At 71.5% G+C, this 23,710-nt stretch carries 21 protein-coding genes; 14 read left to right on the top strand and 7 right to left on the bottom strand.

Annotated features, from left to right (window positions below):
* Window positions 1–18: 18 nt before the first annotated feature.
* The 3 genes from G6W55_RS01970 to G6W55_RS01960 are packed head-to-tail and all read left to right on the top strand — an operon-like array spanning window position 19 to window position 3,087.
* The gene (locus tag G6W55_RS01970) at window positions 19–834 is read left to right on the top strand and encodes an STM4013/SEN3800 family hydrolase (RefSeq protein ID WP_175519173.1); all 816 of its coding nucleotides are present in this window, start codon (window positions 19–21) and stop codon (window positions 832–834) included.
* Window positions 831–2,180: an STM4012 family radical SAM protein gene (locus G6W55_RS01965; protein WP_175519007.1), complete on the top strand. Its 1,350-nt coding sequence runs from the start codon at window positions 831–833 to the stop codon at window positions 2,178–2,180. The genes G6W55_RS01970 and G6W55_RS01965 overlap by 4 nt, the downstream gene beginning before the upstream one ends.
* A gap of 10 nt (window positions 2,181–2,190) precedes the next feature.
* Window positions 2,191–3,087, top strand: a complete 897-nt coding sequence (locus G6W55_RS01960; RefSeq protein ID WP_175519006.1) for an STM4011 family radical SAM protein — start codon at window positions 2,191–2,193, stop codon at window positions 3,085–3,087.
* Between the two features lie 13 nt (window positions 3,088–3,100).
* Here the strand turns inward: G6W55_RS01960 and G6W55_RS01955 are convergent, their stop codons facing one another.
* The 4 genes from G6W55_RS01955 to G6W55_RS01940 form a co-directional block, all read right to left on the bottom strand.
* Entirely contained in the window at window positions 3,101–5,158 is a 2,058-nt protein-coding gene (locus G6W55_RS01955) for a beta-galactosidase (RefSeq protein ID WP_175519005.1), read from the bottom strand.
* Window positions 5,159–5,242: 84 nt separating this feature from the next.
* Window positions 5,243–6,580: a sugar ABC transporter substrate-binding protein gene (locus G6W55_RS01950; RefSeq protein WP_175519004.1), complete on the bottom strand. Its 1,338-nt coding sequence runs from the start codon at window positions 6,578–6,580 to the stop codon at window positions 5,243–5,245.
* 105 nt (window positions 6,581–6,685) lie between these two features.
* The gene (locus G6W55_RS01945; RefSeq protein WP_175519003.1) at window positions 6,686–7,636 is read right to left on the bottom strand and encodes a carbohydrate ABC transporter permease; all 951 of its coding nucleotides are present in this window, start codon (window positions 7,634–7,636) and stop codon (window positions 6,686–6,688) included.
* Window positions 7,637–7,640: 4 nt separating this feature from the next.
* On the bottom strand, window positions 7,641–8,567 hold the full coding sequence (locus tag G6W55_RS01940) for a carbohydrate ABC transporter permease (RefSeq protein ID WP_175519002.1): 927 nt from the start codon (window positions 8,565–8,567) through the stop codon (window positions 7,641–7,643).
* A 246-nt stretch (window positions 8,568–8,813) separates the two neighbouring features.
* Here G6W55_RS01940 and G6W55_RS01935 point away from each other — a divergent pair, with 246 nt between their 5' ends.
* Window positions 8,814–9,863, top strand: a complete 1,050-nt coding sequence (locus tag G6W55_RS01935) for a LacI family DNA-binding transcriptional regulator (protein WP_244368736.1) — start codon at window positions 8,814–8,816, stop codon at window positions 9,861–9,863.
* Window positions 9,864–9,928: 65 nt separating this feature from the next.
* Here G6W55_RS01935 and crcB (G6W55_RS01930) read toward each other — a convergent pair whose 3' ends face one another.
* The 3 genes from crcB (G6W55_RS01930) to crcB (G6W55_RS01920) are packed head-to-tail and all read right to left on the bottom strand — an operon-like array spanning window position 9,929 to window position 11,114.
* Complete coding sequence (gene crcB / locus G6W55_RS01930) at window positions 9,929–10,303, bottom strand: fluoride efflux transporter CrcB (protein ID WP_175519000.1); 375 nt, start codon at window positions 10,301–10,303, stop codon at window positions 9,929–9,931.
* Window positions 10,300–10,653 (bottom strand): DUF190 domain-containing protein, encoded by a 354-nt coding sequence (locus tag G6W55_RS01925; protein ID WP_175518999.1) that lies wholly within the window; start codon window positions 10,651–10,653, stop codon window positions 10,300–10,302. The genes crcB (G6W55_RS01930) and G6W55_RS01925 overlap by 4 nt, the downstream gene beginning before the upstream one ends.
* Window positions 10,650–11,114, bottom strand: a complete 465-nt coding sequence (gene crcB / locus G6W55_RS01920) for a fluoride efflux transporter CrcB (RefSeq protein WP_175519172.1) — start codon at window positions 11,112–11,114, stop codon at window positions 10,650–10,652. The genes G6W55_RS01925 and crcB (G6W55_RS01920) overlap by 4 nt, the downstream gene beginning before the upstream one ends.
* Window positions 11,115–11,471: 357 nt before the next feature.
* On the opposite strand from crcB (G6W55_RS01920), the gene G6W55_RS01915 reads away from it, so the two are divergent.
* The 10 genes from G6W55_RS01915 to G6W55_RS01870 all read left to right on the top strand — a co-directional run bounded on the left by G6W55_RS01915 (window position 11,472) and on the right by G6W55_RS01870 (window position 23,707).
* The gene (locus tag G6W55_RS01915) at window positions 11,472–12,395 is read left to right on the top strand and encodes a polyphosphate polymerase domain-containing protein (RefSeq protein ID WP_175518998.1); all 924 of its coding nucleotides are present in this window, start codon (window positions 11,472–11,474) and stop codon (window positions 12,393–12,395) included.
* Entirely contained in the window at window positions 12,392–13,069 is a 678-nt protein-coding gene (locus G6W55_RS01910; protein ID WP_175518997.1) for a DUF4956 domain-containing protein, read from the top strand. The genes G6W55_RS01915 and G6W55_RS01910 overlap by 4 nt, the downstream gene beginning before the upstream one ends.
* Window positions 13,069–14,688 carry a CotH kinase family protein gene (locus tag G6W55_RS01905; RefSeq protein ID WP_175518996.1) on the top strand — a complete coding sequence of 540 codons (1,620 nt, stop codon included), beginning with the start codon at window positions 13,069–13,071 and terminating at the stop codon, window positions 14,686–14,688. The genes G6W55_RS01910 and G6W55_RS01905 overlap by 1 nt, the downstream gene beginning before the upstream one ends.
* A gap of 98 nt (window positions 14,689–14,786) precedes the next feature.
* On the top strand, window positions 14,787–15,539 hold the full coding sequence (locus G6W55_RS01900) for a response regulator transcription factor (RefSeq protein WP_175518995.1): 753 nt from the start codon (window positions 14,787–14,789) through the stop codon (window positions 15,537–15,539).
* Complete coding sequence (locus tag G6W55_RS01895) at window positions 15,536–17,122, top strand: HAMP domain-containing sensor histidine kinase (RefSeq protein ID WP_309243598.1); 1,587 nt, start codon at window positions 15,536–15,538, stop codon at window positions 17,120–17,122. The genes G6W55_RS01900 and G6W55_RS01895 overlap by 4 nt, the downstream gene beginning before the upstream one ends.
* A 63-nt stretch (window positions 17,123–17,185) precedes the next feature.
* On the top strand, window positions 17,186–18,826 hold the full coding sequence (pgm, locus tag G6W55_RS01890) for a phosphoglucomutase (alpha-D-glucose-1,6-bisphosphate-dependent) (protein ID WP_175518994.1): 1,641 nt from the start codon (window positions 17,186–17,188) through the stop codon (window positions 18,824–18,826).
* Window positions 18,827–18,937: 111 nt separating this feature from the next.
* Entirely contained in the window at window positions 18,938–19,783 is an 846-nt protein-coding gene (locus G6W55_RS01885; RefSeq protein WP_175518993.1) for a PP2C family protein-serine/threonine phosphatase, read from the top strand.
* Between the two features lie 50 nt (window positions 19,784–19,833).
* Window positions 19,834–20,838, top strand: a complete 1,005-nt coding sequence (locus tag G6W55_RS01880) for an MASE1 domain-containing protein (protein WP_175518992.1) — start codon at window positions 19,834–19,836, stop codon at window positions 20,836–20,838.
* A gap of 353 nt (window positions 20,839–21,191) precedes the next feature.
* Window positions 21,192–22,289 (top strand): GNAT family N-acetyltransferase, encoded by a 1,098-nt coding sequence (locus tag G6W55_RS01875; RefSeq protein WP_175518991.1) that lies wholly within the window; start codon window positions 21,192–21,194, stop codon window positions 22,287–22,289.
* A gap of 155 nt (window positions 22,290–22,444) precedes the next feature.
* Window positions 22,445–23,707: a YhgE/Pip domain-containing protein gene (locus G6W55_RS01870; protein ID WP_175518990.1), complete on the top strand. Its 1,263-nt coding sequence runs from the start codon at window positions 22,445–22,447 to the stop codon at window positions 23,705–23,707.
* Window positions 23,708–23,710: the final 3 nt, after the last annotated feature.

The raw sequence follows: 23,710 nt of genomic DNA, 5'->3' as shown, positions 1-23,710 counted from the left end.
CCCCTCGACCCGGTCGACATGAACGAGGTCGTCGGCCGTCACGACATCCTCCTCGTCACCCTCGACACCCTCCGCCACGACGTGGCCGTCGAACTGGCCGAGGCGGGCCGCATCCCGCACCTCGCCCGCCGGCTCCCGCACGGCCGCTGGGAGAAGCGCCACGCCCCGGGCAGCTTCACCTACGCCTCCCACCAGGCGATCTTCGCGGGCTTCCTGCCGACCCCGGCCGCCCCCGGCCCCCACCCGCGGCTCTTCGCGGCGAGCTTCGCCGGCAGCGAGTCCACCGCCGACGGCACCTTCGTGTACGACACCCCGGACCTCGTCTCCGGCCTCGCGAAGGAGGGCTACCACACGGTGTGCATAGGCGGCGTCGGCTTCTTCAACCGGCAGGGCCCGCTGGGCTCGGTGCTGCCCGGCCTGTTCCACGAGGCGCACTGGGAACCGGAGTTCGGCGTCACCTCGCCCCACTCCTTCGAGAACCAGATCGCCCGCGCGGAGCAGGTCATCGGCGAACTCCCGGCCGAGCAGCGGCTGTTCCTCTTCGTCAACGTCTCCGCGCTGCACCAGCCGAACTGGTTCCACCTGCCCGGCGCGACCCGCGAGGCCGGCGACAGCCGGGAGACGCACGCCGCCGCCCTGGAGTACGTCGACCGGCACATCGGCCGCCTCTTCGACGCCATGAGCAGCAGGCGCCGCTGCTTCGCGATCGTCTGCTCCGACCACGGCACCGCCTACGGCGACGACGGCTACACGGGCCATCGCCTCGGCCACGAGTGCGTGTGGACCGTGCCGTACGCCCACTTCTTCCTGGACCCCGCCGAGGCCGCCCGATGACCACCGCCCAACGCACCAGCCCCTACCAGCACTACGTCTACGCCTACCCGCACAAGACCGCCTACCGTCCGCTGCCGGACCGCCCCGCGCTCGCCGGCCTGTGGGCGGACGAGCCCAAGGACGCCCTCTCCCTCTACGCGCACATACCGTTCTGCGAGGTGCGCTGCGGCTTCTGCAACCTCTTCACCCGCGTAGGCGCCCCCGACGGACTGACCGGCGCCTACCTGGACGCCCTGGAACGCCAGGCCGTCCAGGTACGGGAGGCGCTGGGGGAGTCGGACCACGTCCGGTTCGCCACGGCCGCGTTCGGCGGCGGCACCCCCACCTTCCTCACCGCCGCCGAACTGGAGCGGCTCTGTGACATCGCCGAACACCGTATGGGCGCCGACCTGCGCGCGATCCCGCTGTCCGTGGAGGCGTCGCCCGCCACCGCGACCGCCGACCGGCTGACCGTCCTGGCCGACCGGGGCGCCACCCGGCTCAGCCTGGGCGTCCAGAGCTTCGTCGACAGCGAGGCACGGGCCGCCGTACGCCCGCAGCGGCGCGCCGACGTCGAGGCCGCCCTCGGCCGGGTCCGCGACGCGCGGATCCCGGTCCTCAACATCGACCTCATCTACGGCATCGACGGCCAGACCGAGCGCACCTGGCGGCAGTCGCTGGACGCGGCGCTTGCCTGGCGGCCCGAGGAGCTGTACCTCTACCCGCTCTACGTCCGCCCCCTCACCGGCCTCGGCCGCCGCGGCCAGGACCCCGACACCGGCCCCGGCCCCGACCCGGCGTGGGACGAGCAGCGGCTGCGCCTGTACCGGGCGGGGCGCGACCATCTCCTCGCGCACGGCTACACCCAGCAGTCGATGCGTATGTTCCGCCGCGCCGACGCCCCCGCCCAGGGCGCCGACGACTACGCCTGCCAGACCGACGGCATGATCGGCCTGGGCTGCGGCGCCCGCTCCTACACGGCCGGGCTGCACTACTCCTTCGACTACGCCGTCGGCATGCACGAGGTCCGCGGCATCATCGACACCTACGTCACCACGGCCGACTTCTCCCGCGCCGAGGTCGGCTTCGCCATGGACGCCCACGAGGCGCGCCGCCGCCATCTGTTGCAGTCCCTGCTCCAGGCCGACGGCCTCCCCGTCGAGGACTACCGCGCCCGGTTCGGCGCCACCCCCGCCGAGGACTTCGGCCCCGAACTGGCCCGGCTGACCGACCACGACTGGCTCACGGGCAGTGACGGGATGGTCCTGCGCCTCACCCCGGAGGGCCTCGCCCACTCCGACGCCATCGGCCCCGAGCTGTTCTCCCCGGCCGTGCGCGCCTTGATGGCCGCCTACGAACGGAAGTGACCGGCCCGCCATGGACCTGACCCTCCTCTACCGCGGGCCGCTCGCCTCCTGCGACTACGACTGTCCCTACTGCCCGTTCGCCAAGCGCCGCGACTCCACCGCCCAGCTCCGCGCCGACCGGGCCGCCCTCGAACGCTTCGCCGGGTGGGCGGCCGCGCAGACCGGGGACCGTCTCTCGGTCCTGTTCACGCCGTGGGGCGAGGCCCTGGTCCGCTCCTGGTACCGGCGCGCGCTCACCGAGCTGTCCCACCTCCCGCACATCCGCCGACTGGCCGTCCAGACCAGTCTGAGCTGCCGCACCGACTGGCTGGACGGCGCCGACCCCGACACCCTCGCCCTGTGGTGCACCTACCATCCGGGGCAGACGCCGTACGACCGCTTCCTCGGCAAGTGCCGCGACCTCGCCGACCGGGGTGTCCGCTTCAGCGTCGGTGTCGTCGGTCTGCCCGAACACCTCGACGCGGCCCGCCGGTTGCGCGCCGAGCTGCCCGGCCACGTCTACCTGTGGATCAACGCCGCCGAGGGGCACACCTACACCGACGCGGAGGCCGGCACCTGGACGGCCCTGGACCCGCTCTTCCCCTACAGCCGCCATCCGCACCGCAGCGCCGGACTGCCCTGCCGCACCGGCGAGTCCGTGATCTCGGTCGACGGCGAGGGCACCGTCCGCCGCTGCCACTTCGTCCGCGCCGAACTCGGCAACCTCTACGACGGCTCCTACCGGGCCGCGCTGCGCCCGCGCGCCTGCCCGCTCGCCGTCTGCGACTGCCACATCGGCTATGTCCATCTGGAGACGCTGCCGCTGTACGACGTCTTCGCGGGCGGCGTCCTCGAACGGATCCCGGCCGCACGCGACTCCGCCCGCGTCACGACGATCGCGACACGGGCGGAGCACCGGGACCACTGAGGGCCGGCGAGGGCTACGGCGTGGGCTCCGCCGGCTGGTGGAGCACGGCGACCTCGCGCGGGCCGAGAACCAGCGCGCCGTCCGCGCCCGCGGTGCCGCCGGCCAGGACCTCGCCCGCCAGACCGGCCACCGGCACGGTGCCGTCGGTGCGGTTGACCAGGAACAGGAACCGTCCCCGCTCGCCGGCGCGCACGGTCAGCTCCACCGATCCCCGTACGCCCTCGGGGAGTTCGCTGCGCACCCCGGCCGGTTCCAGGAGCCGGGGCAGCAGCGCCCGCAGCCCGTCGACGCCGAGCCGCGTGGAGACGTACGACGCCGAACCGGCCCCCGTGGAACGGCGGGTGACCGCAGGACGGCCCGCGTGGACGCCGGTGCGGTAGTGCGCCAGAACCTCGGTGTCGGGGTCGGCGAGGGTGATCCGGTCGGTCCACAGGGTGCCGGTGGAGGCGTCGTCCAGTTCCACGCTCTCCTCGGCGAGCAGCGGCCCGAACTCCTCGACACGGATGCCGAGCAGCTCCCGCAGGGCGCCCGGGTAACCGCCCAGCCAGACATGGTCGTTCTCGTCGACGATCCCGGAGAAGTACGTGGTGACCAGGTGGCCGCCCTGCTCGACGTAGCACGTCAAGTCCTTGGCGAGACCGGCGGGCACGACGTGCAGGACGGGCGCGATCAGCACCCGGTGGCGGGAGAGGTCGGCGCGGGTGGTGACGAGGTCGGCGCGGACGCCGAGGGCGAGCAGTGCCGAGTACCAGTCGAGCGCCTCCTGCCGGTACTCCAGCAGCGCGGTCGGGTGCGAGTCCTGCTCGCTGGCCCACCACGAGTCCCAGTCGTAGACGATGCCGACGGCGGCGCTCTCCCGTTCCGAACCGGCCACCGGGGCAAGGGACTTGAGGGTGGCGCCGAGGTCGGTGACCGCGCGGAAGACCTCGCTGTCGGGGCCGGCGTGCGGAACCATCGCCGAGTGGTACTTCTCGGCGCCCGCCGCCGACTGCCGCCACTGGAAGTAGCAGACGGCGTCGGCGCCGTGCGCCACGTGCAGCAGCGCGTCGCGGGCCAGGTCGCCGGGGCGCTTCGCGACGTTCACGGACTGCCAGTTGACGGCACTGGTGGAGTGCTCCATCAGGAACCACGGCTTGCCCGACGCGATCCCGCTGGTGAGGTTCGCGGAGAAGGACAGCTCGTCGCGGTCCTGCGGGCCGGGGTGGACGTAGTGGTCGTTGGAGACGAAGTCGATCTCGCCCGCCCAGTCCGGGTAGTTCATGCCCTTGGTGTTGCCCATCACCATGAAGTTCGTGGTGACCGGGATCCCGGGCGTGATCTCCTTCAGGATGTCGCGCTCGGCGGTCAGATGGTCCTTGAGGGCGTCCGAGGAGAACCGCTTGAAGTCGAGCTGCTGGGTCGGGTTGGGGTGCGAGGCGGCCAGCCGGGGCGGCAGGATCTGCTCCCAGTCGCTGTAGCGCTGCGACCAGAACGCGGTGCCCCAGGCGTGGTTGAGGGCGTCGAGCGTGCCGTAGCGGGCGCGCAGCCAGAGGCGGAAGGCGCGGGCCGCGTCGTCGGAGTGGTCGTAGACGTTGTGGCAGCCCAGCTCGTTGTTGACGTGCCAGGCGACGAGCGCCGGATGGTCCCGGTAGCGGTCGGCGATCTTCCGGACCAGGCGCAGGGCGTGCTCGCGGAAGACGGGGGAGGTGGGCCGCCAGTGCTGGCGGGCGCCCGGCCAGAGCGTCTCGCCGTTCGCGGTGACGGGGAGGATCTCGGGGTGGGCGGTGGTCAGCCACGGCGGCGGGGAGGCGGTGGCGGTGGCCAGGTCGACGCCGATCCCGCCCGCGTGCAGCAGGTCCATGACCTCGTCGAGCCAGCCGAAGTCCCAGGTGTCCGGGCCCGGCTGGATCCGGGCCCAGGAGAAGATCCCCACGGAGACTATGGTGACGCCGGCCTCCCGCATCAGCCGGACGTCCTCCTCCCACACGTCCCGGGGCCACTGCTCGGGGTTGTAGTCGGCGCCGTAGGCCAGACGCGGAGCGGGGTCACCGTCCGCCCCGCGCAGCATGCGGGACTGGAGGGTGGAGATCATGGCGGTCCTTCCGAAGGTGGTGCCGTGGGGCGGCGCGGCCCGGGTGCCGCGCCGCCCGGTGTGATGCCGGTCCTGCGCGGAGCGCTACTTCTCGATGGTGAAGCCCTGCTCCTCGCCGTACTTCACCGAGGCGTCCTGCCATGCCTTGAGGCCGTCGGCCAGGGTGGTGCCGGAGACGTACGCCTTGCCGACGGTGTCGTTGAAGATCGAGTTGGCGTACTGCTGGAACGGCAGGTACGACCAGTCGTCGGCGACGTTCGCGGCCGACTCGGCGAAGATCTTGTTCGCCTCCTGGCCGCCGAAGTACTCGAACTTCGTGCTCTGGAAGCCGGGGGACTCCAGCTCGGCCTTGGTGGCGGGGAAGGCGCCTTCCTTCACACGGGTGGCGACGCCGTCGCCGGAGTTGGCGTACTCGACGAACGCGTAGGCCAGTTCCTTGTTCTTGCCCAGGGCGGGCAGCGCCAGCGAGCTGCCGCCGTTCTCCGCGCCGGCCTTCTCGCCCGCGGTCCAGGCCGGCAGCGCGGCCGCGCGCCAGTCGCCGGCCGCGTCCGGGACACCGGTGACGAAGTTGGCGGGCATCCAGGCGCCGGTGGCCAGGGTGGCGATGGTGCCGTCGCCCAGGCCCTTGTACCAGTCGTCGGTCCAGCCGTTGACCGGCGCCAGCAGCTTCTCGTCGATCAGCTTCTGCCAGACGGCCTCGAACTTGGTGGCTCCCGCGTCCGAGAAGTCGATCTTCACCTTGGTGCCGTCGACCTGGTAGGGGCGCGAACCGGCCTGCCACAGCATGCTGGTGGTGAAGCCGGCGTCACCGGCGTCGTTGGCGATGTAGACCTTCGGGTCGGCCTTGTGGAGCTTGCGGGCGGCCTCCAGGTACTCGTCCCAGGTGGTCGGGACGGCGATCTCGTACTTGTCGAAGACCTTCTTGTTGTAGAACAGCGCCATCGGGCCGGAGTCCATCGGCAGGCCGTAGACCTTGTCGCCCTCGGTCACCGCGTTCCACGGGCCCGGCGTGTACTTGGAGGCGAGCTTGTCGGCGCCGTAGGGGGCGAGGTCGCTCAGGCCCTTGGTGAGGGCGTACTGGCCGAGCGCGAAGTACTCGACCTGCGCGACGTCGGGCACGCCCTTGCCGGCCGAGATGGCGTTCGACAGCGCGGTGTAGTGCTTGTCGCCGGACCGCTCGCTGACCAGGTTGATCTTGACCTTGGGGTACTTCTTCTGGAAGTCCGCGGCGACCGACTTCAGCGTGGGCTCCCAGGCCCAGACCGTGACCGAGCCGCCCTTCTTCAGGGCCGCCTGGATGTCCCCGGCGGAGACCGCCTTGGTGTCCGAGGAGTCGTCCGAGCCGCCGCAGGCGGTCGCGCCCAGGGCGAGGGTCGACAGGAGGGCGAGGCCGCGCAGCAGGCGGCCGGTCTTTCTGCGCATGAGGATGCTTCCACTTCTTCGTGGGTGGGACAGGGCAGGGGTGGGACGGGTGAGGGCGGGGGTGGTGCGCGAGCGTGGGGCTGAGGGGGCGGCCGGGCCGCCGGATCACTCCTTGACGCTGCCCGCGGACAGACCCGACTGCCAGTACTTCTGGAGCAGCAGGAACGCGGCGATCAGCGGGAGGATGGTGAGCAGCGAGCCGGTGATCACCAGGTTGAAGATCACGTCGCCGCCGATGGTCTCCGCCTGGGAGTTCCAGGCGCTCAGACCCAGGGTCAGGGGGTACCAGTCCGGGTCCTTGAGCATGATCAGGGGCAGGAAGTAGTTGTTCCAGGTGGCGACCGTGGTGAACAGCAGCACGGTCACGATGCCGGGGGCGAGCAGCGGCAGGGCGACCCGGAAGAAGGTGCGCGCCTCGCCCGCGCCGTCGATCCGGGCGGCCTCCAGGAGTTCCGTGGGGATCGCCTCGGTGGCGAAGACCCACATCAGATAGAGGCCGAACGGCGACACCAGCGAGGGGATGATCACCGCCCACGGGGTGTCCGTGAGGCCCATCTTGCTGAACATCAGGAAGGTGGGCACCGCCAGCGCCGTACCGGGGACGGCGACGGCGCCGATGACCAGGGCGAAGATCCCGCGCTTGCCGGGGAAGGCGAACTTCGCCAGCGCGTAGCCGCCCAGGACCGCGAGGAGGGTCGCGCCGCCGGCGCCGAGCACCACGTACAGCAGGGTGTTCAGGAGCCAGCGGGTGAACACACCGTCGTCGTAGGTGAACGTCTCGCGGATGTTGTCCCAGAGGGCGAAGTCGCGGGCGAACCACAGGCCGGAGGAGTCGGCCAGGCCCGACTGGGTCTTGGTGGCGTTGACGGCCAGCCAGATCAGCGGGACCACGGTGTAGAGGACCACGAGGGAGGCCAGCACCGTCAGGAGCACACTGCGCTTCGGCCGGCCCGGGTGGTGTCCGCCGCGCGGGCGGCGCAGTCGCGGGGCGCGCCTGCCGGGGCCCGCGGGTTCGGCCGGGGCGGCGGGGGAGGCGGTGGTGAGTGGGGTGCTCATCGGGTCACGCTCCCTTGCGCATGCCGCGAAGCTGCACGACGTAGGCGATCACCATCGTGATCAGGCCCATGATGATCGCCACCGTCGCGGAGTAGTTGTGCTGCTGGCCGTTGAACGACAGCGAGTACGTGTAGAAGTTGGGGGTGTAGTCCGTGGTGATCGCGTTGCGGGCCAGCGGACGCAGGATGCTCGGCTCGTTGAAGAGCTGGAAGCTGCCGATGATCGAGAAGATCGTCGCGATGACCAGGGCGCCCCGGATCGCGGGCAGCTTGATCGCGGTGATCACCCGGAACTGCCCGGCGCCGTCGATCTCCGCCGCCTCGTACAGCGAGTGCGGCACGACCCGCAGCGCGGAGTAGAAGATCAGCATGTTGTAGCCGGCGAACTCCCAGGTCACGATGTTGCCGATGGAGGCCAGCACCAGGTCGGGGGAGAGCGGGTCGGGCAGTGTGACCCCGAAGGCGCCGTTGATGTCGCCCACCAGGCCGTACTTCGTGCCGTACATGAAGCCCCACATCAGGGTGGCGACCACGGCGGGCACCGCGTACGGCAGGAAGATCGTGATGCGGAAGAAGCTCTTGCCGTAGAGGCGTCCGCTGTCCAGCGCCAGGGCCGCCAGCAGGGCGATGCCGAGCATGATCGGCACCTGGATCAGCAGGAAGAGGGTGACCCGGCCGAGGGAGTCCCAGAACCGCTCGTCCTTCAGCGCCTGCGTGTAGTTGTCCAGGCCGACGAACGTGGTGCCGCCGATGAGCTGGTCACGGAAGAGGCTGAGATAGACCGAGTACGCGATCGGGGCCAGGAAGACCAGCGCGAACACGGCCACGAAGGGTCCGATGAACCCCCATCCGGTCCACGAGCGGCGGTCCCGTCGCGCCGGAGGCGGTGCGGGCCGCGGCTCGGCGGCGGCCGGCGGTTGCAGCGTCGTCATGTCGGTCCTCGCTAGAGAAGTCCTGGAACCGGGCGGTGCCGCGCTCTGCTGGCGAGCGCTGCGCCGCACCCATGATGTTTACGCAAACATCAGTCACGCAAGAAGCGGGACCGAGCTGTTATGTTTACGTAAACATCTGATGGCGGCATGTCTACACTGCCCTGATGACGGTGGTCAAGGGTCGTCCGCGGTGCCGTGACACCCGCCCGGACAGCGCGGACAGAGAGGTGGGGACGCCCGGTGGACATGGCTGAAACAGCCCAGGCCAAGGGAAAGAGACGCTCGCGGACCACCGCTTCCATGGCCGACGTGGCCCGGCTCGCGGGGGTCTCCTCGCAGACCGTCTCGCGGGTCTCCAACGGTTACGCGGGCGTGAACGCGGAGACCCGGGAACAGGTCCTCGCCGCCATGAAGGAGCTGGGCTACCGCCCCAACAGCGCCGCCCGCGCCCTCAAACGTGGCGAGTTCCGCACCATCGGCGTGATCACCTTCTCGCTCTCCAGCACCGGCAACGTCCGCACCCTGGAGGCCATCGCCACCTCCGCCGCCGCCGAGGGCTACGCCGTGACCCTGCTGCCGGTCGCCGTCCCCACCCAGGACGAGGTGCGCGGCGCGTTCACCCGCCTCGAGGAGCTGGCCGTCGACGCGGTCATCGTCATCATGGAGGTGCACCTCCTGGACGCCGCGACCATCATGCTCCCGCCCTACGTCCAGGTCCTGGTCGTCGACTCCGACGCCGGCGACCACTACACGGTCGTCGACACCGACCAGGCCGGCGGCAGCCGGACCGCCGTCGAGCATCTGCTCGGCCTCGGCCACGAGACCGTATGGCATCTGGGCGGGCCCGAGGACTCCTTCGCCGCGCAGCGCCGCACCGACGCCTGGCGCGCCGCGCTCACCGAGGCGGGCCGCACCCCGCCGCCCCTGATCCGGGGCGACTGGTCCGCCGAGTCCGGCTACCGGGCCGGCCTCGAACTCGCCGCCCACGACGACTGCACGGCCGTCTTCGCCGCCAACGACCAGATGGCCCTCGGCCTGCTGCGCGCCCTGCACGAACGCGGACGGCGGGTGCCGCAGGACGTCAGCGTCATCGGCTTCGACGACATACCCGAGTCCGGCTCCTTCCTGCCCCCGCTCACCACGGTCCACCAGGACTTCGCCGAGGTCGGCCGGCTGTGCGTCCAGGCCGTGCTGCGCAAGATGCGCCAGGACGACCCGGAGCACGGCACGACACTTGTCCCGACCCGGCTGGTGCTGCGGGAGAGCACGGCGCCGCCGGGCGGCGGGACGGGCTGACGGGCGACGGGCTGCGGGGCGTCGGCTTCCAGGGTGGTCGGGCTCCGGAGCGTCGGGCGCCGCGCTCAGGTCCAGATCGCCTCCGCGAACGCGGCTCCGGTGAAGGCGGCCCCGAGCCCGGCGACGATGCTCGCGACGGCGTTGGCCGCGGCGAAGAACCGGGCCCCCTGCTCCGCGAGCCGCAGCGTCTCGTAGGACAGGGTGGAGTACGTGGTCAGCGCCCCGCACAGTCCCGTACCGATCAGGAGCTGGACGTCCGAGGAGACCCCGCCCGCGGCGACCGCGCCGGTGATCAGGCCGAGCGTGAGGCAGCCGACCACGTTGACGGTGAAGGTGCCCCACGGGAAGACGGTGTCGTGCCGGGACTGCACGGTGCGGTCGGTCAGATAGCGCAGCGGGGCACCGACGACGGCGCCGGCCACGACGAGCAGCCAGTTCACGCACCCTCCCGCTTCCCGCGGCCGACATAGCGGACGACCTCGCAGTCGTCGAGGATCACCAGCCCCTGGCCGACCAGCTCGTCCAGCTCGGGCAGGAAGGCGCGCACCCTGTCCTCGGTGTCGACGATGACGATCGCCACGGGCAGGTCCTCGCTCAGCGACAGGATCCGGCTGGTGTGGATCAGCGAGGACGCCCCGAAGCCCTCGACGCCCCGGAACACGCTGGCCCCGGCGAGGCCCGCCCGGTGCGCCCGGTGCACGATCTCGGAGAACAGGGGCTTGTGGTGCCAGGTGTCGTTCTCGCCGATGAAGATCGTCACCCGCAGGGCGGTGCCGGTCAGCCTCGTCATGACTGCCTCCACTCGATCGCACGGCGGGTGAGATGTGCCGCCGTCCACACGGCCGCGAGTGCCGCGAGCATGGTGCCGGCCAGATAGAGCAGGCCGGTGGCGGGCCGGCCGTGGTCGACCAGCCGCTGGATGTCCACCGCGTAGGTGGAGAACGTGGTGAAGCCGCCCAGGACCCCGGTGCCGAAGAAGGGCCGCACCAGCCGGTGCGCCGCCCAGACGTCGGTGATGACCACCATGAACACACCGATGACGGCACAGCCGACGACGTTCACCCAGAACGTGGTCCACGGGAAGGCGTCCACCGGGGTGGGCCACAGCAGGGCCGCTCCGTAGCGGGCGCTCGCGCCGACGGCACCGCCGACGGCCACGGCCGCGACGACCGGTCCCTGACCGCGCCGGGCCTCGCGCCGCTGCGCGGCCACATGCAGATCGACATCGGGATCGGTGGCCTCGTCGAACACCGGGGAACGTTTCTCCGCCACGTGGGTCTCCTACTCGCACGGCGCCACGGCACAGCCCGGGCGCACTCCATCGCAAGCAGGGACCGTTGGCGGCGACAGTGCCGCGGTTCGGGTACGGCGGGCCCCACCGCCGCGCGGCCGCTCACACGGCCGCAGATCTCCAGACTAGCGCGACGCACGCGCGGCGCGACCGGCCACCCCCCGTCGCTCTCCGTCCACCTCGGCTGTCGCTCTCCGTTCACCTGGGCGTCGTGTCGAAGACTCGTGGAATCAACCCGTGATTCTCATGGCGTCCTCATGCGCCCTTGGTTGCCTGTGCGAGGCCGGTCGGACCGCAACGTACGAGCAAGGAGGCGCATGGTGTTCCTGTCGAAGGCAGTCGCGGCGCGCGAGGCCCGGGCACACGAGAGCGGGGACCGGGAGGACGAGGAACCGCTGCATGTGGCCAGCCGGCTGCACGCGTTCAACCGGTTCGAGCTGAAGTACCTGGTCCCGGTGGAGCAGGCCGCGGACATCCGCGACGAGCTGGCCGAACGGATGGACCGCGACCTGCACAGCCCGGTCGGCGGCTACGGCGTGTGGAGCCTGTACTACGACACCCCTCAGCTCCGCTTCTACTGGGAGAAGATCGAGGGCCTGAAGTTCCGCCGCAAGCTGCGCATCCGCCACTACGGCGATCTCGACGGCGTCACCGACGACTCACCGGTCTGCGTGGAGATCAAACAGCGGGTCAACCGGGTCACGCAGAAGCGCCGCATCACCCTTCCTTACGGCACGGCCCGCCGGCTGTGCGACGGCCGGGAACTGGTGGAGCACTCGGCGAAGGAGCGCGCCTTCCTCCACGAGGTGCTCGAACTCGTCGTCCGGCTCGACCTCCAGCCCACCGCCGTCACCGGGTACCAGCGCGAGGCGCTCGTCGGGCGGGACGCGGACACCGGTCTGCGTGTCACCTTCGACCGGCGCGTCCGCGGCAGGGACCGGGACTTCCACTTCGGCGTCGAGACGCCGGAGAACCGCTTCACGATCCCGCCGCACATGTCGGTCATGGAGATCAAGGTGAACGAGCGCACCCCGCACTGGATCACCGACCTGGCCGCCCGGCGCAACCTCAACCTCGTCCGGATCTCCAAGTACGTTCAGTCCATCGAGGCGTTCGGCCTGGCCCCGCGCTCGGTGTTCCACGTCCACGAGTCGGACTGCCCCCCACCCACCCCCACGGAACAGCAGCCGGTGCGGCTGCCGGCGCGCCACGACGCGTCGTTGAAGGCAGGAGCCAAGTGAACTTCGAACTACAGGAACTCAGCGGCACGTTCAGCGTGGCCGACGTGGTGGCGGCGATGGCGCTGTCGTTCATTCTGTCCACGCTGATCGGCTACGTGTACCGGTACACGCACCGCAACGTCTCCTACAGCCAGTCCTATGTGCAGACCCTGGTCGTCGTCGGCATGATCGTCGCCCTGATCATGCTGGTCGTCGGCTCCAACCTGGCCCGGGCCTTCTCACTGGTCGGCGCGTTGTCCGTGGTCCGCTTCCGCAACGCGGTCAAGGAGACCCGGGACGTCGGCTTCATCTTCCTCGCCATGGCGATCGGCATGGCCTGCGGCGCCCGCTTCTACACGCTGGCCGCGGTCGGTGCCGTGGTCATCTGCGCCGTCGTCCTGGTGATGTTCAAGTTCAACTGGTTCGCCCTCAACGTCCAGCGGCAGGTCGTCAAGGTCCAGGTCCCGGCCGGGGACGACTACACCCCGCAGATCCGTGACGTCCTGATCAAGTACACCAGCGAGTTCGAGCTGGTGAGCACCGAGACGATCCGGGGCGGCGCACTGACCGAGGTGTTCTACGCGGTGCGCCTGAAGAAGGGCGCCGAACCCGGCGACCTGGTCAGCGCGTTGCAGGAACGGACCTCCGGCCAGCGGGTGACGGTACTGACCGGTTACGACACGACGGACCTGTGATGAGCGGCGAGGGCACCGTGCGGCGCGGGCGGCGGCTGCGGGACCGGCTGCCCGTCCGGCTGCGCCAGCACTGGAGGCCGACCGCGGCGCTGGGCGTCGGGCTCGCCTCGATGGTCTGGTTCCTGGGCGACGCGCGGATCTCCCCGTACGTGACGTCGTCCTCGCGGGTCGAGGCGGACGCCATCACGGAGAACGTCGAGGGCACGGTGGACCTTTACGACACCTCGGCCGAGCACTCGATCCAACTCACGTACCAGCAGACCGACTTCGACAAGATGATGAAGGAGTTCAAGGAGGACGGCACCAAGGACTACATCGAGGCCGACCTCGTCATCGACGGCGTCTACCTCAACGACGTCGGCATCCGTCTCAAGGGCAACTCCACGCTGTCGTCCCTGCGTGGCGGCGGGCGGGGCATGCCCGGGGGTGGTGAGGGCGGGTTCGGCGGCGGCCGGGAACTGCCGGAGGGCGCGCAGGGCGGCGCTGCCGCGGGTGGTGCCGGCGGTGCTGGTGGCATGGGTGGCATGGGCGGGATGGTGCAGTACAACCTGTCCGCCGAGAAGCCCGAGGAGCTGCCCTGGCTCGTCAAGATCGACGAGTATGTCGAGGGGCGTGCCTACCAGGGCGAGCGGGAGATCTCCCTGCGCCCCGGCAGCAACGGTCAAGTGCCCCTCAACGAGGCCCTCTCCCTGTCCCTGACCGAGAAGAGCGGGCAGAAGGCCGAGCGGTACGGCTTCACCGAGCTGAAGGTGAACAACCGCCCCGCCGTCACCCGGCTCATGGTCGAGGCGCCCGACACCGACTACGCCGACGACGTCGCCGACGGCAACGGCGTGCTGTACAAGGCGAAGGCGAGCGGCTCGTTCGAGTACCGCGGGGACGACCCCACCGAGTACGAGAGTTCCTTCAAGCAGCTCAACAAGAAGGGCAGCCAGGACCTCGAACCGGTGATGAAGCTCATCAAGTGGGTCGACAGCGCCTCGGACGAGGAGTTCGCCCGCGATCTCGACCAGTACGTCGACGTCGAGTCGCTGGCCGCCTACCTCGCGGCGCAGAACCTGCTGCTGAACTTCGACGACATGGCGGGCCCCGGCAAGAACTACCTGCTCTGGTACGACCTGGACACCAAGAAGTTCTCCGTCCTGGGCTGGGACTACAACCTGACCTTCAGCGGAGACGCGACGGCCGGGCCCGACGACTCGATCAGCATGGGCGGCGGCGGCATGCCGGGCGGGGGCGCCGGCCAGGAGGGGCTCCCCGAAGGAGCGCCGGAGGGATTCCCCGAAGGACAGCCGGAGGGTGCGCCCGAGGGCATGCCCGAGGGAATGCCCGGCGGCCGGCAAGGAGGAGGTGGCGGCGGGGGCTCCATGCAGCACGCCCTCAAGACCAAGTTCCTCGCGGCCGACGCCTTCGACGACGTCTACAAGGAGGCGTACCGGGAGCTGTACCGGAAGTTCTACGGCTCGGGTACGGCGGCGAAGGAGCTGAAGGCCGTCGCGGAGCAGGCACGCTCCAACGGAGCCGGCTCCGAGGAACTGGACACCGCCGTCACCCGGCTCACGAAGACGGTCACCGACCGCACCGCGGCCCTGGCCGAGGACAAGGACGTGACCGGCTGACACCCGGCGTCCCGGGCCGCCCCCCTACAGGGCGGCGGCCCGGGACGCCGGATCAGCGCTTCCGTGACCTGCCCCGCCGTACCCCGAGGTGCCCGAACGTGATCGACCCGCACAGCCTCACCCGTCCGCCCGCCGCCGGATACACCGTCCTGGTCGTGGAGGACGACGCCAGCATCCGCACCCTGCTCACCTCCGCGCTCAGCGCCGCCGGCTACGCCGTGGCGAGCGCCGCCAGCGGTCAGGAGGCCATGTTCGAGGCGGGCAACCGCCGTCCCCACCTGATCGTCCTGGACGTCATGCTGCCCGACACCGACGGGTTCCGGCTCACCCGCGACCTGCGCGCCCAGGGCGTCTACACACCGGTGCTGTTCCTCACCGCCAGGACCGGCGTCGAGGACCGCATCATCGGCCTCAGCTCCGGCGGCGACGACTACGTCACCAAGCCGTTCCACGTCCAGGAGGTGCTGCTGCGCATCCGTGCCATCCTGCGCCGCAGCAGCGCGCCGGCGTCCACCACCGGCAGCCGCCCGCCCCTGCGCTACGCCGACCTCACACTGGACGAGACCACGCACGACGTACGGCGCGCGGACCGCCCGCTGAAGCTGTCGCCGACCGAGTTCCGGCTCCTGGCCTGTCTGCTGGCCCACCCCGAACACGTGCTGGAGAAGGCCGAGATCCTTCAGCAGGTCTGGCGGTACGACTTCTCCGGCGACACCCGCATCGTGGACACCTACATCAAGAACCTGCGCCGCAAGGTCGACCGCGATCCACCCGCGCTGATCCACACCGTGCGCGGCGTCGGGTACTGCCTGCGCCTGCCGCGGGACGAGACCCGTACGGCCGACCGGTGACCTGGCCCCGCCGACTGCGCCCGCGGTCCCTGCGCAGCCGTCTCGTCCTCATCGCCGGGCTGCTCGCCACGGGCGCCGTCCTGCTGTGCCAGCTCGCCGGTCTCACCGTGCTGCGCGGCTGGCTCACCGACCAGGTCGACAACCGGCTCTCCCACTTCCGGCCGCCGAGCCGCGTCTACGAGGACATCGCGGCCGACGGAACGCTGCCGCCGCCGGCCTCGGACGGCGCCCTGCCCTCGGACTACCGCGTCTACTTCTACGACAACGACGGCCGGCTGCTGCCCGCTTCCCTGGGCGGCGACGACCGCCCCGGGCCCCGGCTGCCGGGGCAGGCTGCCGACCTGGACCTGCCGGAAGGGAGCCCGCGCACCGTTCCCGCCGAGGGCGACGGCGACGGCTCCGGCTGGCGGGTGATCGCCCACTCCGGGCCCGACGGGACGAGGACCGTCGTCGCCCTCCCCCTGGACACGGTGGACGGCGCGACCACCAAGCTCCTCTGGCTCGGCCTCGCCCTCGGCGCCGCGGCCGCCGGGGGAGTCGTCGTCCTGGGCAACGGCGCCGTCCGCCTCGGGCTGCGCCCGCTCACCCGTGTCGAGCACACCGCCCAGCACATCACCCGGGGCGCGCTGGAACTCAACGTCCCCGTGACGGACCCGGACACCGAGGTCGGCCGGCTCGGCCTGGCCCTGAACACCATGCTCGACCGTCTGCGCACCGCCCTGCACCGCACCAAGACCTCGGAGGCGCAGCTACGCCACTTCATGGCCGACGCCGGCCACGAACTGCGCACCCCGCTGACCGCGATCCAGGGCTTCGCCGAACTCCTCCTGGAGGACACCGGTATGTCGGACCGGCGGCGGCAGGAGGCGCACGCCCTGATCGCGCACAACGCCGACCGCATGAGCCGTCTCGTCGACGATCTGTTCCTCCTCGCCAAGCTCGGCGACACCCCAGTGTCGCACCGGGAACCCGTCGACCTGCTCTCCCTGACGGCCGACGCCATCGCGACCACCGCGGTACGCCACCCCGACCGGGCCATCGGCCTGGAACCCCTGGCGACCCATCCTCCCGGCCCTCCTGGCCCTCCCGCCCCTCCTGGCCCTCCTGGTCCCGAACGCGGTCTCGACGTCATAGAGACACCCGGCGACCCGCATCAACTCGCCCAGGTCCTGGGCAATCTGCTGTCCAACGCCTGTGTCCACACGCCCGCCGACAGCCGGATCCGCGTCCGGGTCGGCGCCACGCGCACCACCACGAGGACGTGCCTCGGCAGCGGTCCTCCGCCGCCGCCCGGCACACCCGTCTGCGTCGTCGAGGTCGCCGACGACGGCGCCGGAATCAAGCCCGACGAGGCACCCCATGTCTTCGACCGCTTCTACCGCGCGACCCCGCGCGAACAGCCGGCGGAACCCGGCTCCGGCCTCGGACTGGCCATCGCCGCCGCCATCGCCGCCGCCCACGGCGGCCGCCTCGAACTGGACAACAGCCCGGGCCACGGCTGCACCTTCCGCCTGCTGCTGCCCGACCCGACGACCGATCCGACGGTCCGTGGGGCCGATCCGCCGACGTCTTCTGCCGTGTGACCGCCCGGCGGGGGAAGATGGACCCCGCAAGCCAAGGGTCAACCGACACGGAGGAGCGGGCACATGCAGCACGAGCGAGCGGGCCGGACGGCAGGCTCCGAGGACCTCGTCGACGTCGCCCGGCTGGTCACCGCGTACTACGCCCTGCACCCGGACCCGTCCGACCCCGCGCAGCGCGTCGCGTTCGGCACCTCGGGACACCGCGGCTCGTCCCTCGACGCCGCGTTCAACGAGGACCACATCGCCGCCACCAGCCAGGCCATCTGCGAGTACCGCGCCGCCCAGGGCATCGACGGTCCGCTCTTCCTCGGCGCCGACAGCCACGCCCTGTCCGAGCCCGCCCGGGTCACCGCCCTGGAGGTGTTCGCGGCCAACGACGTCACCGTGCTCCTCGACAGCGCCGACGGCTACACCCCCACCCCGGCCGTCTCGCACGCCATCCTCACGTACAACCGCGGCCGCACGACGGGCCTCGCGGACGGCGTCGTCGTCACCCCCTCCCACAACCCGCCCCGCGACGGCGGCTTCAAGTACAACCCGCCCAGCGGCGGCCCGGCCGGCTCCGACGCCACCTCCTGGATCCAGGACCGGGCGAACGACGTGATCGCCGCCGGCCTCAAGGACGTCCGCCGTCTGCCGTACACCCGGGCGCTCACCGCCACCACCACCGGCCGCCACGACTTCCTCGGCGCCTACGTCACCGACCTCCCGAACGTCCTGGACCTGGACGCGATCCGATCCGCCGGCGTCCGTATCGGCGCCGACCCGCTGGGCGGCGCCTCGGTCGCCTACTGGGGCCGGATCGCCGAGCAGCACCGCCTCGACCTGACCGTGGTGAACCCGCTCACCGACCCCACCTGGCGGTTCATGACGCTCGACTGGGACGGCAAGATCCGCATGGACTGCTCGTCGCCGTACGCGATGGCCTCGCTCATCGAGCGCCGGGACCGCTTCGACATCGCCACCGGCAACGACGCGGACGCCGACCGGCACGGCATCGTCACCCCCGACGGGGGCCTGATGAACCCCAACCACTACCTGGCCACCGCCATCGCCTACCTCTACAGCCACCGCGAGCAGTGGCCGGCCGCGGCGGGTGTCGGCAAGACGCTGGTGTCCTCCTCGATGATCGACCGGGTCGCCGCCGACCTCGGCCGCCCGCTGGTCGAGGTGCCCGTCGGCTTCAAGTGGTTCGTGGACGGCCTGGTCGACGGCTCCCTCGGCTTCGGCGGCGAGGAGTCGGCCGGCGCCTCCTTCCTGCGCCGCGACGGCTCCGTGTGGACCACCGACAAGGACGGCATCATCCTGGCGCTGCTCGCCTCCGAGATCACCGCCGTGACCGGCAGGACGCCCTCCCAGCACTACGCCGCGCTGACCGACCGGTTCGGCTCACCGGCCTACGCCCGCATCGACGCCCCCGCGACCCGCGAGGAGAAGGCGCTCCTCGCCAGGCTCTCGCCCGCGCAGGTCACCGCCGACACCCTGGCCGGGGAGCCCGTCACCGGCGTCCTCACCGAGGCGCCCGGCAACGGCGCGGCCATCGGCGGCATCAAGGTGACCACCGACAGCGCCTGGTTCGCGGCCCGGCCCTCGGGCACCGAGGACGTCTACAAGATCTACGGCGAGTCGTTCCTCGGCGCCGACCATCTGCGCCGGGTCCAGGAGGAGGCGAAGGACGTGGTGATGCGGGCACTGGGCGGCTGACGTCCGGGGGCGCCCCCGCTCTCCTCGCGGTCCTTTCAGGTGTGAACACGGGGTTTGTCGAGTTTCATGGAGGTCTGTCGAGAGTCGAGCGTGCCGTCGGAAAGGCCCCCCGTGTCCCGCAAGCGCCCCCCGGACGAAAGCGACGAGCTGCTCGCCCGGCTCGGTTCGCTGACCGCCCAGGCGCGCGAGCGCGCGGAGCTGCAACGCTCACGCGTCGAACTGGCCCTCGCCCTCCAGCGCGGCATGCTGCCCCGCGACCTGCCCGTGGCGGACGGCTTCCGGCTCGCCGTCCGCTACGCCCCCGCCTGCTACGGCCTCAACGTCGGCGGCGACTGGTACGACGCCTTCACCCTGCCCGACGGACGGATCGGCCTGTCCATCGGCGACGTTCAGGGCCACAACATCGAGGCGACCGCCTTCATGGGCCAGGTGCGGGTCGGTCTGCGCGCCCTCGCCTCCGTCACCGGCGAACCCGGCGACCTCCTCGCCCGCACCAACGACCTGCTGCTCTCCCTCGGCGGCGACCTCTTCGCCACCTGCACCTTCATGCGGCTCGACCCCGCCACCGGCGTCCTGGAGAGCGCCCGCGCCGGACACATCCCCTGCGTCTGGGCCACCGCGGACGGAAGGTCCGGCATAGCCGAGGACGAGGGCGGACCCCCGCTCGGCGTCGCGGCGGGCGTCACCTACCCGGTCACCCGCTACCGGCTCACCAAGGGCGGGGTGTTCGTACTGCTCACCGACGGCGTGGTGGAGGGACCGTCGATGTCCGTGGACGAGGGCCTCGACCAGGTCGTACGGCTGGCCGGCATCGCCGCCGTGGCCGGCCTGGAGGCCGGGTCGCTCGCCTCCGCCGTGATCAAGGGCGCCGAGCGGGTCGGCCACGAGGACGACGCGGCGGTCCTCGTCGTGGGACACGACGGACTGCTCACCGGACCGCCCCGGATTCAGCCATAGGGCCGGACGGCGGGCCCCTCACCTCGCCGCGGCGGACGGAGCGGTGTCTGATGGCTGCTGTGGTGGGTACCCCGGAATCGGAGCTGCGGCGGGCGGCGCTCTACGCCGTCCAGGTGCTCGCGGTCGCCGTCTGCTACTACGGGGCCGGGCGCCTGGGACTGATGCGTCAGCTCACGGTCGAGGGCGCCGTGTTCACCCCCATCTGGCCGCCCACCGGCGTGGCGGTCGCCTGTCTGCTGATCTTCGGACTCCGGGTCTGGCCCGGCATCTCCCTCGGCGTCCTCCTCGTCCTCCTGACGATCACCACACTGCGGCCCCTGGGACTGGTGACCGTCGTCGGCAACACGCTCGCCCCCGTCTGCGCCTGCCTCATGCTGCGCAAGGTGGGCTTCCGCACCGACCTCGCCCGCTTACGCGACGGCCTCGCCCTGGTCTTCCTGGGCGCCCTCACCGCCATGCTGATCAGCTCCGGCATCGGCGTGGGCCTCCTGGTCTACGGCGACCGGCTGGACGCGGGCAGCTTCTGGCCGGTGTTCCTGGCCTGGTGGGTCGGGGACGCGATGGGCGTCCTGATCGTCACCCCGGTGCTGCTCCTGCTCCACCGGGCGCAGCGGGCGCTGCACCTGGCCCGCTGGAAGGAGGCCGTCGGGCTCGCGCTCATCTGCCTGGCCGTCGTCCCGATCGCCACCCGCAGCCCCGTCAGCGTGCTCTTCCTGGTCTATCCGCTGCTGATCTGGGCGGCACTCCGCTTCGAGCTGGCCGGCAGCATGCTCTGCGCGCTCTTCACCTCGGTCATGGCCACGCTCGCCGCCACGGACCATGTGGGTCCCTTCGCCCGGCTGACGCGGGTGGAGGTGATGGTCAAGCTCCAGGCGTTCAACGGCACCATGGCGCTCACGGCACTGCTGCTGTCCGCGGTGATCATGGAACAGCGCAACACCCGACGCTCCGTGGAGAGCGCCTGCCAGGAGCTGGTCGAGGTTCTCGAACACCTCACCGCCGACGACAACCGCCGCGCCCCCTACGATCCCCTGTCCTACGGCCGCGACGACTGACCGTCCGGCGGTTCACCCGTGCCCGTGAGCCTTCGGCTGAACGTTCACATCACCGGGTTTCCCGGTTCCGGAGCGCACCCCACGCTTCTCCCGGACCATGGAAAAACCATGATCACGCCGCTCTCACCACCGACGCCGGCCCGACCCACCCAGGGGCGCGGGGAACTGCGCGACCAGCCCCCACAGACCCGCACCCGAAGACGGTCCGCCCGAGCCTTGCCGCCAACCCCGCCCCGACCCACTCAGGGGCGCGGGGAACTGCGCGACCAGCCCCCACAGACATGCACCCGACACACCCCCGGAGGCCATGTCGCCCAAACTCCGCCCCGCGCGACCCCAGGAGCCACCCCGCCATGACCGCCCCCGCACCCCGAATCGACATCGTCCACCCCACCGACCTGACGGCCACCGACCTCGCCCTGTGGAACGACCTCCGCACCACCGCCGCGACGGCCAGCGCGGCCAACCCCTTCATGAGCGCGGAGTTCAGCCGGGCGGTCGGCCGGGTCCGCTCGGACACCCGCGTCGCGGTCCTGCGCCGCAGAGGCAAACCCGTCGGTTACTTCCCCTACCAGCGCGGCCGCTGGGGCTGCGGCCGCGCCGTCGGCCTGGGCGTCTCCGACTGCCAGGGCGCCGTCCTCCCGCCCGGCCTGCACCTGGACCCGCACCACCTGATGCGGGCCTGCTCGCTGAACGCGTGGGAGTTCAACCACCTGGAGAGCGGCCAGGACCTCTTCCTGCCCTACGCCACCGCCCAGTTCGCCTCCCCCGTCGTGGACCTCACCGGCGGCTTCACGGCCTACGAGGAGCACCTGCGCGCCCACGCCCGCGGCTTCTGGAAGGCGGCCCGGTCCCAGGAACGCCGGATGACCCGCAACCTCGGCCCGCTGCGCTTCGTCTTCGACGACCCGGACCCCGCCGCCCTGCGCGCCCTGATCGCCTGGAAGTCGGCCCACTACCGCCGCACCGGCCGCCGCGACCCCTTCTCCCAGCCGTGGATCGCCCGGCTGGTCGACCTGCTCTCCGCGACCGCCGCCCCGGACTGCACGGGCACCCTGTCGGTCCTCTACGCCGGGGACCGCCCCGTCGCCGCCCACTTCGGCCTGCGCTCCCGCACCGTCCTGTCCTGCTGGTTCCCCTCGTACGACCTGGCCGTGGCGACGTACTCACCCGGCCGTGTCCTCTATCTGCGCATGATCGAGGCCGCCGCCGAGGCCGGCATCGGCCTCGTGGACTTCGGCCGGGGCGAGGCGGCGTACAAGAACTCCTTCAAGACGGGCGATCTGCTCGTCCACGAGGGCGCCCTGCGCACGGCGGGCCCCGGCGCCGCCCTGCACTGGCTGCGCCGGGAGCCGATGCGGGCCGCCCACCGGCTGGTGCGGGACCATCCGGCCCTCAAGAGCGCCGCCGTACGGACCCTGCGGACCGTGGGCACGATCCGCGCCCGCTGACCGGAGCGGCGCGGCTCCTTGTACTGCAACCGGGGGAGGCGGGGCGAGGCGGTGGCCGTCCCGCCCGGCGCACACCGCATCCTGCAACCTGACCTCCGACGAGGCCGCCCCGCCCCCAGCGCGGTCCCCGCACCGCCCGGACCCTGTGGAGAACCATGGCCGACCCCGGTCCCGAGGCCCGCGCCACCGCACTGCTGCGCCGCCCCCACCTGTGGCTCGTCCCCACCGTCCTGACGGGACTGCTCACCCTGCTGCTGTCCCTCCTCTACATGGGCGGCATCGTCAACCCCAACGGCGACCTGCGCGATCTGCCCATCGCCCTGGTCAACGGCGACACCGGCGAACCCCCGGCGGGACAGCGGCAGAACATCGGCACGCGGATCGCCACCGCCATCGCCGCCGACACGGCCGGCGGCAAGGCCGACTGGCGCACCCTCAGCCGCGCCGAGGCACAGGAACAGCTCGACTCCGGCCGGGTCTACGGCGCCCTCGTCATCCCGCCCGGCTTCACCGACTCGGTCACCGCGCTGACCACCACCGGCGCCACCGCCCGGCCGACGATGACGGTGCTCACCAACCCCGGCAAGGGCAGCCTCGGCTCCTCCCTGGCGAGCCAGATCTCCACCGCGGCGGCCCGGCAGGCGTCCGCCGGCCTCGGCGAACAGCTCACCGCGGCCGCCGGCTCGGCCGACTCCACGACCAAGGTGCTGCTCGCCGACCCGGTGCAGATCGTCACCGAGGTCGGCCACCCCATCGGCAGCCACAGCGGCCTGGGCCTGTCCGCCTTCTACTACACGCTGCTGCTCGTCCTGGCGGGCTTCATGGGCGGCAACGTCATCAGCAACGGCGTCGACACCGCCCTCGGCTACGCCGACAACGAGATCGGCCCCTGGCACACCCGCCGCCCGACCGTGCCGATCAACCGCACCCAGACCCTGCTGCTGAAGATGGCGATGACGGCGGGCATCACGCTGGTCAGCGCCTCCCTGGTCATGCTGGCCTGCGTCACGATCCTCGGCATGGACGCCACCCATCTGCCCCTGCTGTGGGTCTACTCGTACTGCGCGGCGCTCGCCGTCGGCCTTGGTGTGCAGGCCATCAACGCCGCGTTCGGCGGGATCGGCCAACTGGTCTCCATGTTCGTCTTCATCGTCCTGGGCCTGCCCTCCTCCGGCGCCACCGTCCCGCTCCAGGCGGTGCCCGCCTTCTACCGCTTCCTGTCCTACTTCGAGCCGATGCGCCAGCTCAGCGACGGCGTCCGCGCCATCCTCTTCTTCGACGCCCGCGGCGACGCCGGCCTCACCCGCTCCTGGATCATGATCGCCATCGGCACGGTCCTCGCGTTCGCCTTCGGTTTCGCGATGACCGGCTACTACGACAGGAAGGGCCACAAACGCCTCACCCCCCAGCCCGCGTGACGG

Origin of the sequence: Streptomyces sp. CAI-85, from assembly GCF_013363615.1 — a bacterium.
Classification (GTDB): Bacteria; Actinomycetota; Actinomycetes; order Streptomycetales; family Streptomycetaceae; genus Streptomyces; species Streptomyces antibioticus_B.
The sequence above is the reverse complement of the archived record's forward strand: the minus strand, read 5'-3'. Positions and strand labels throughout refer to the sequence as shown.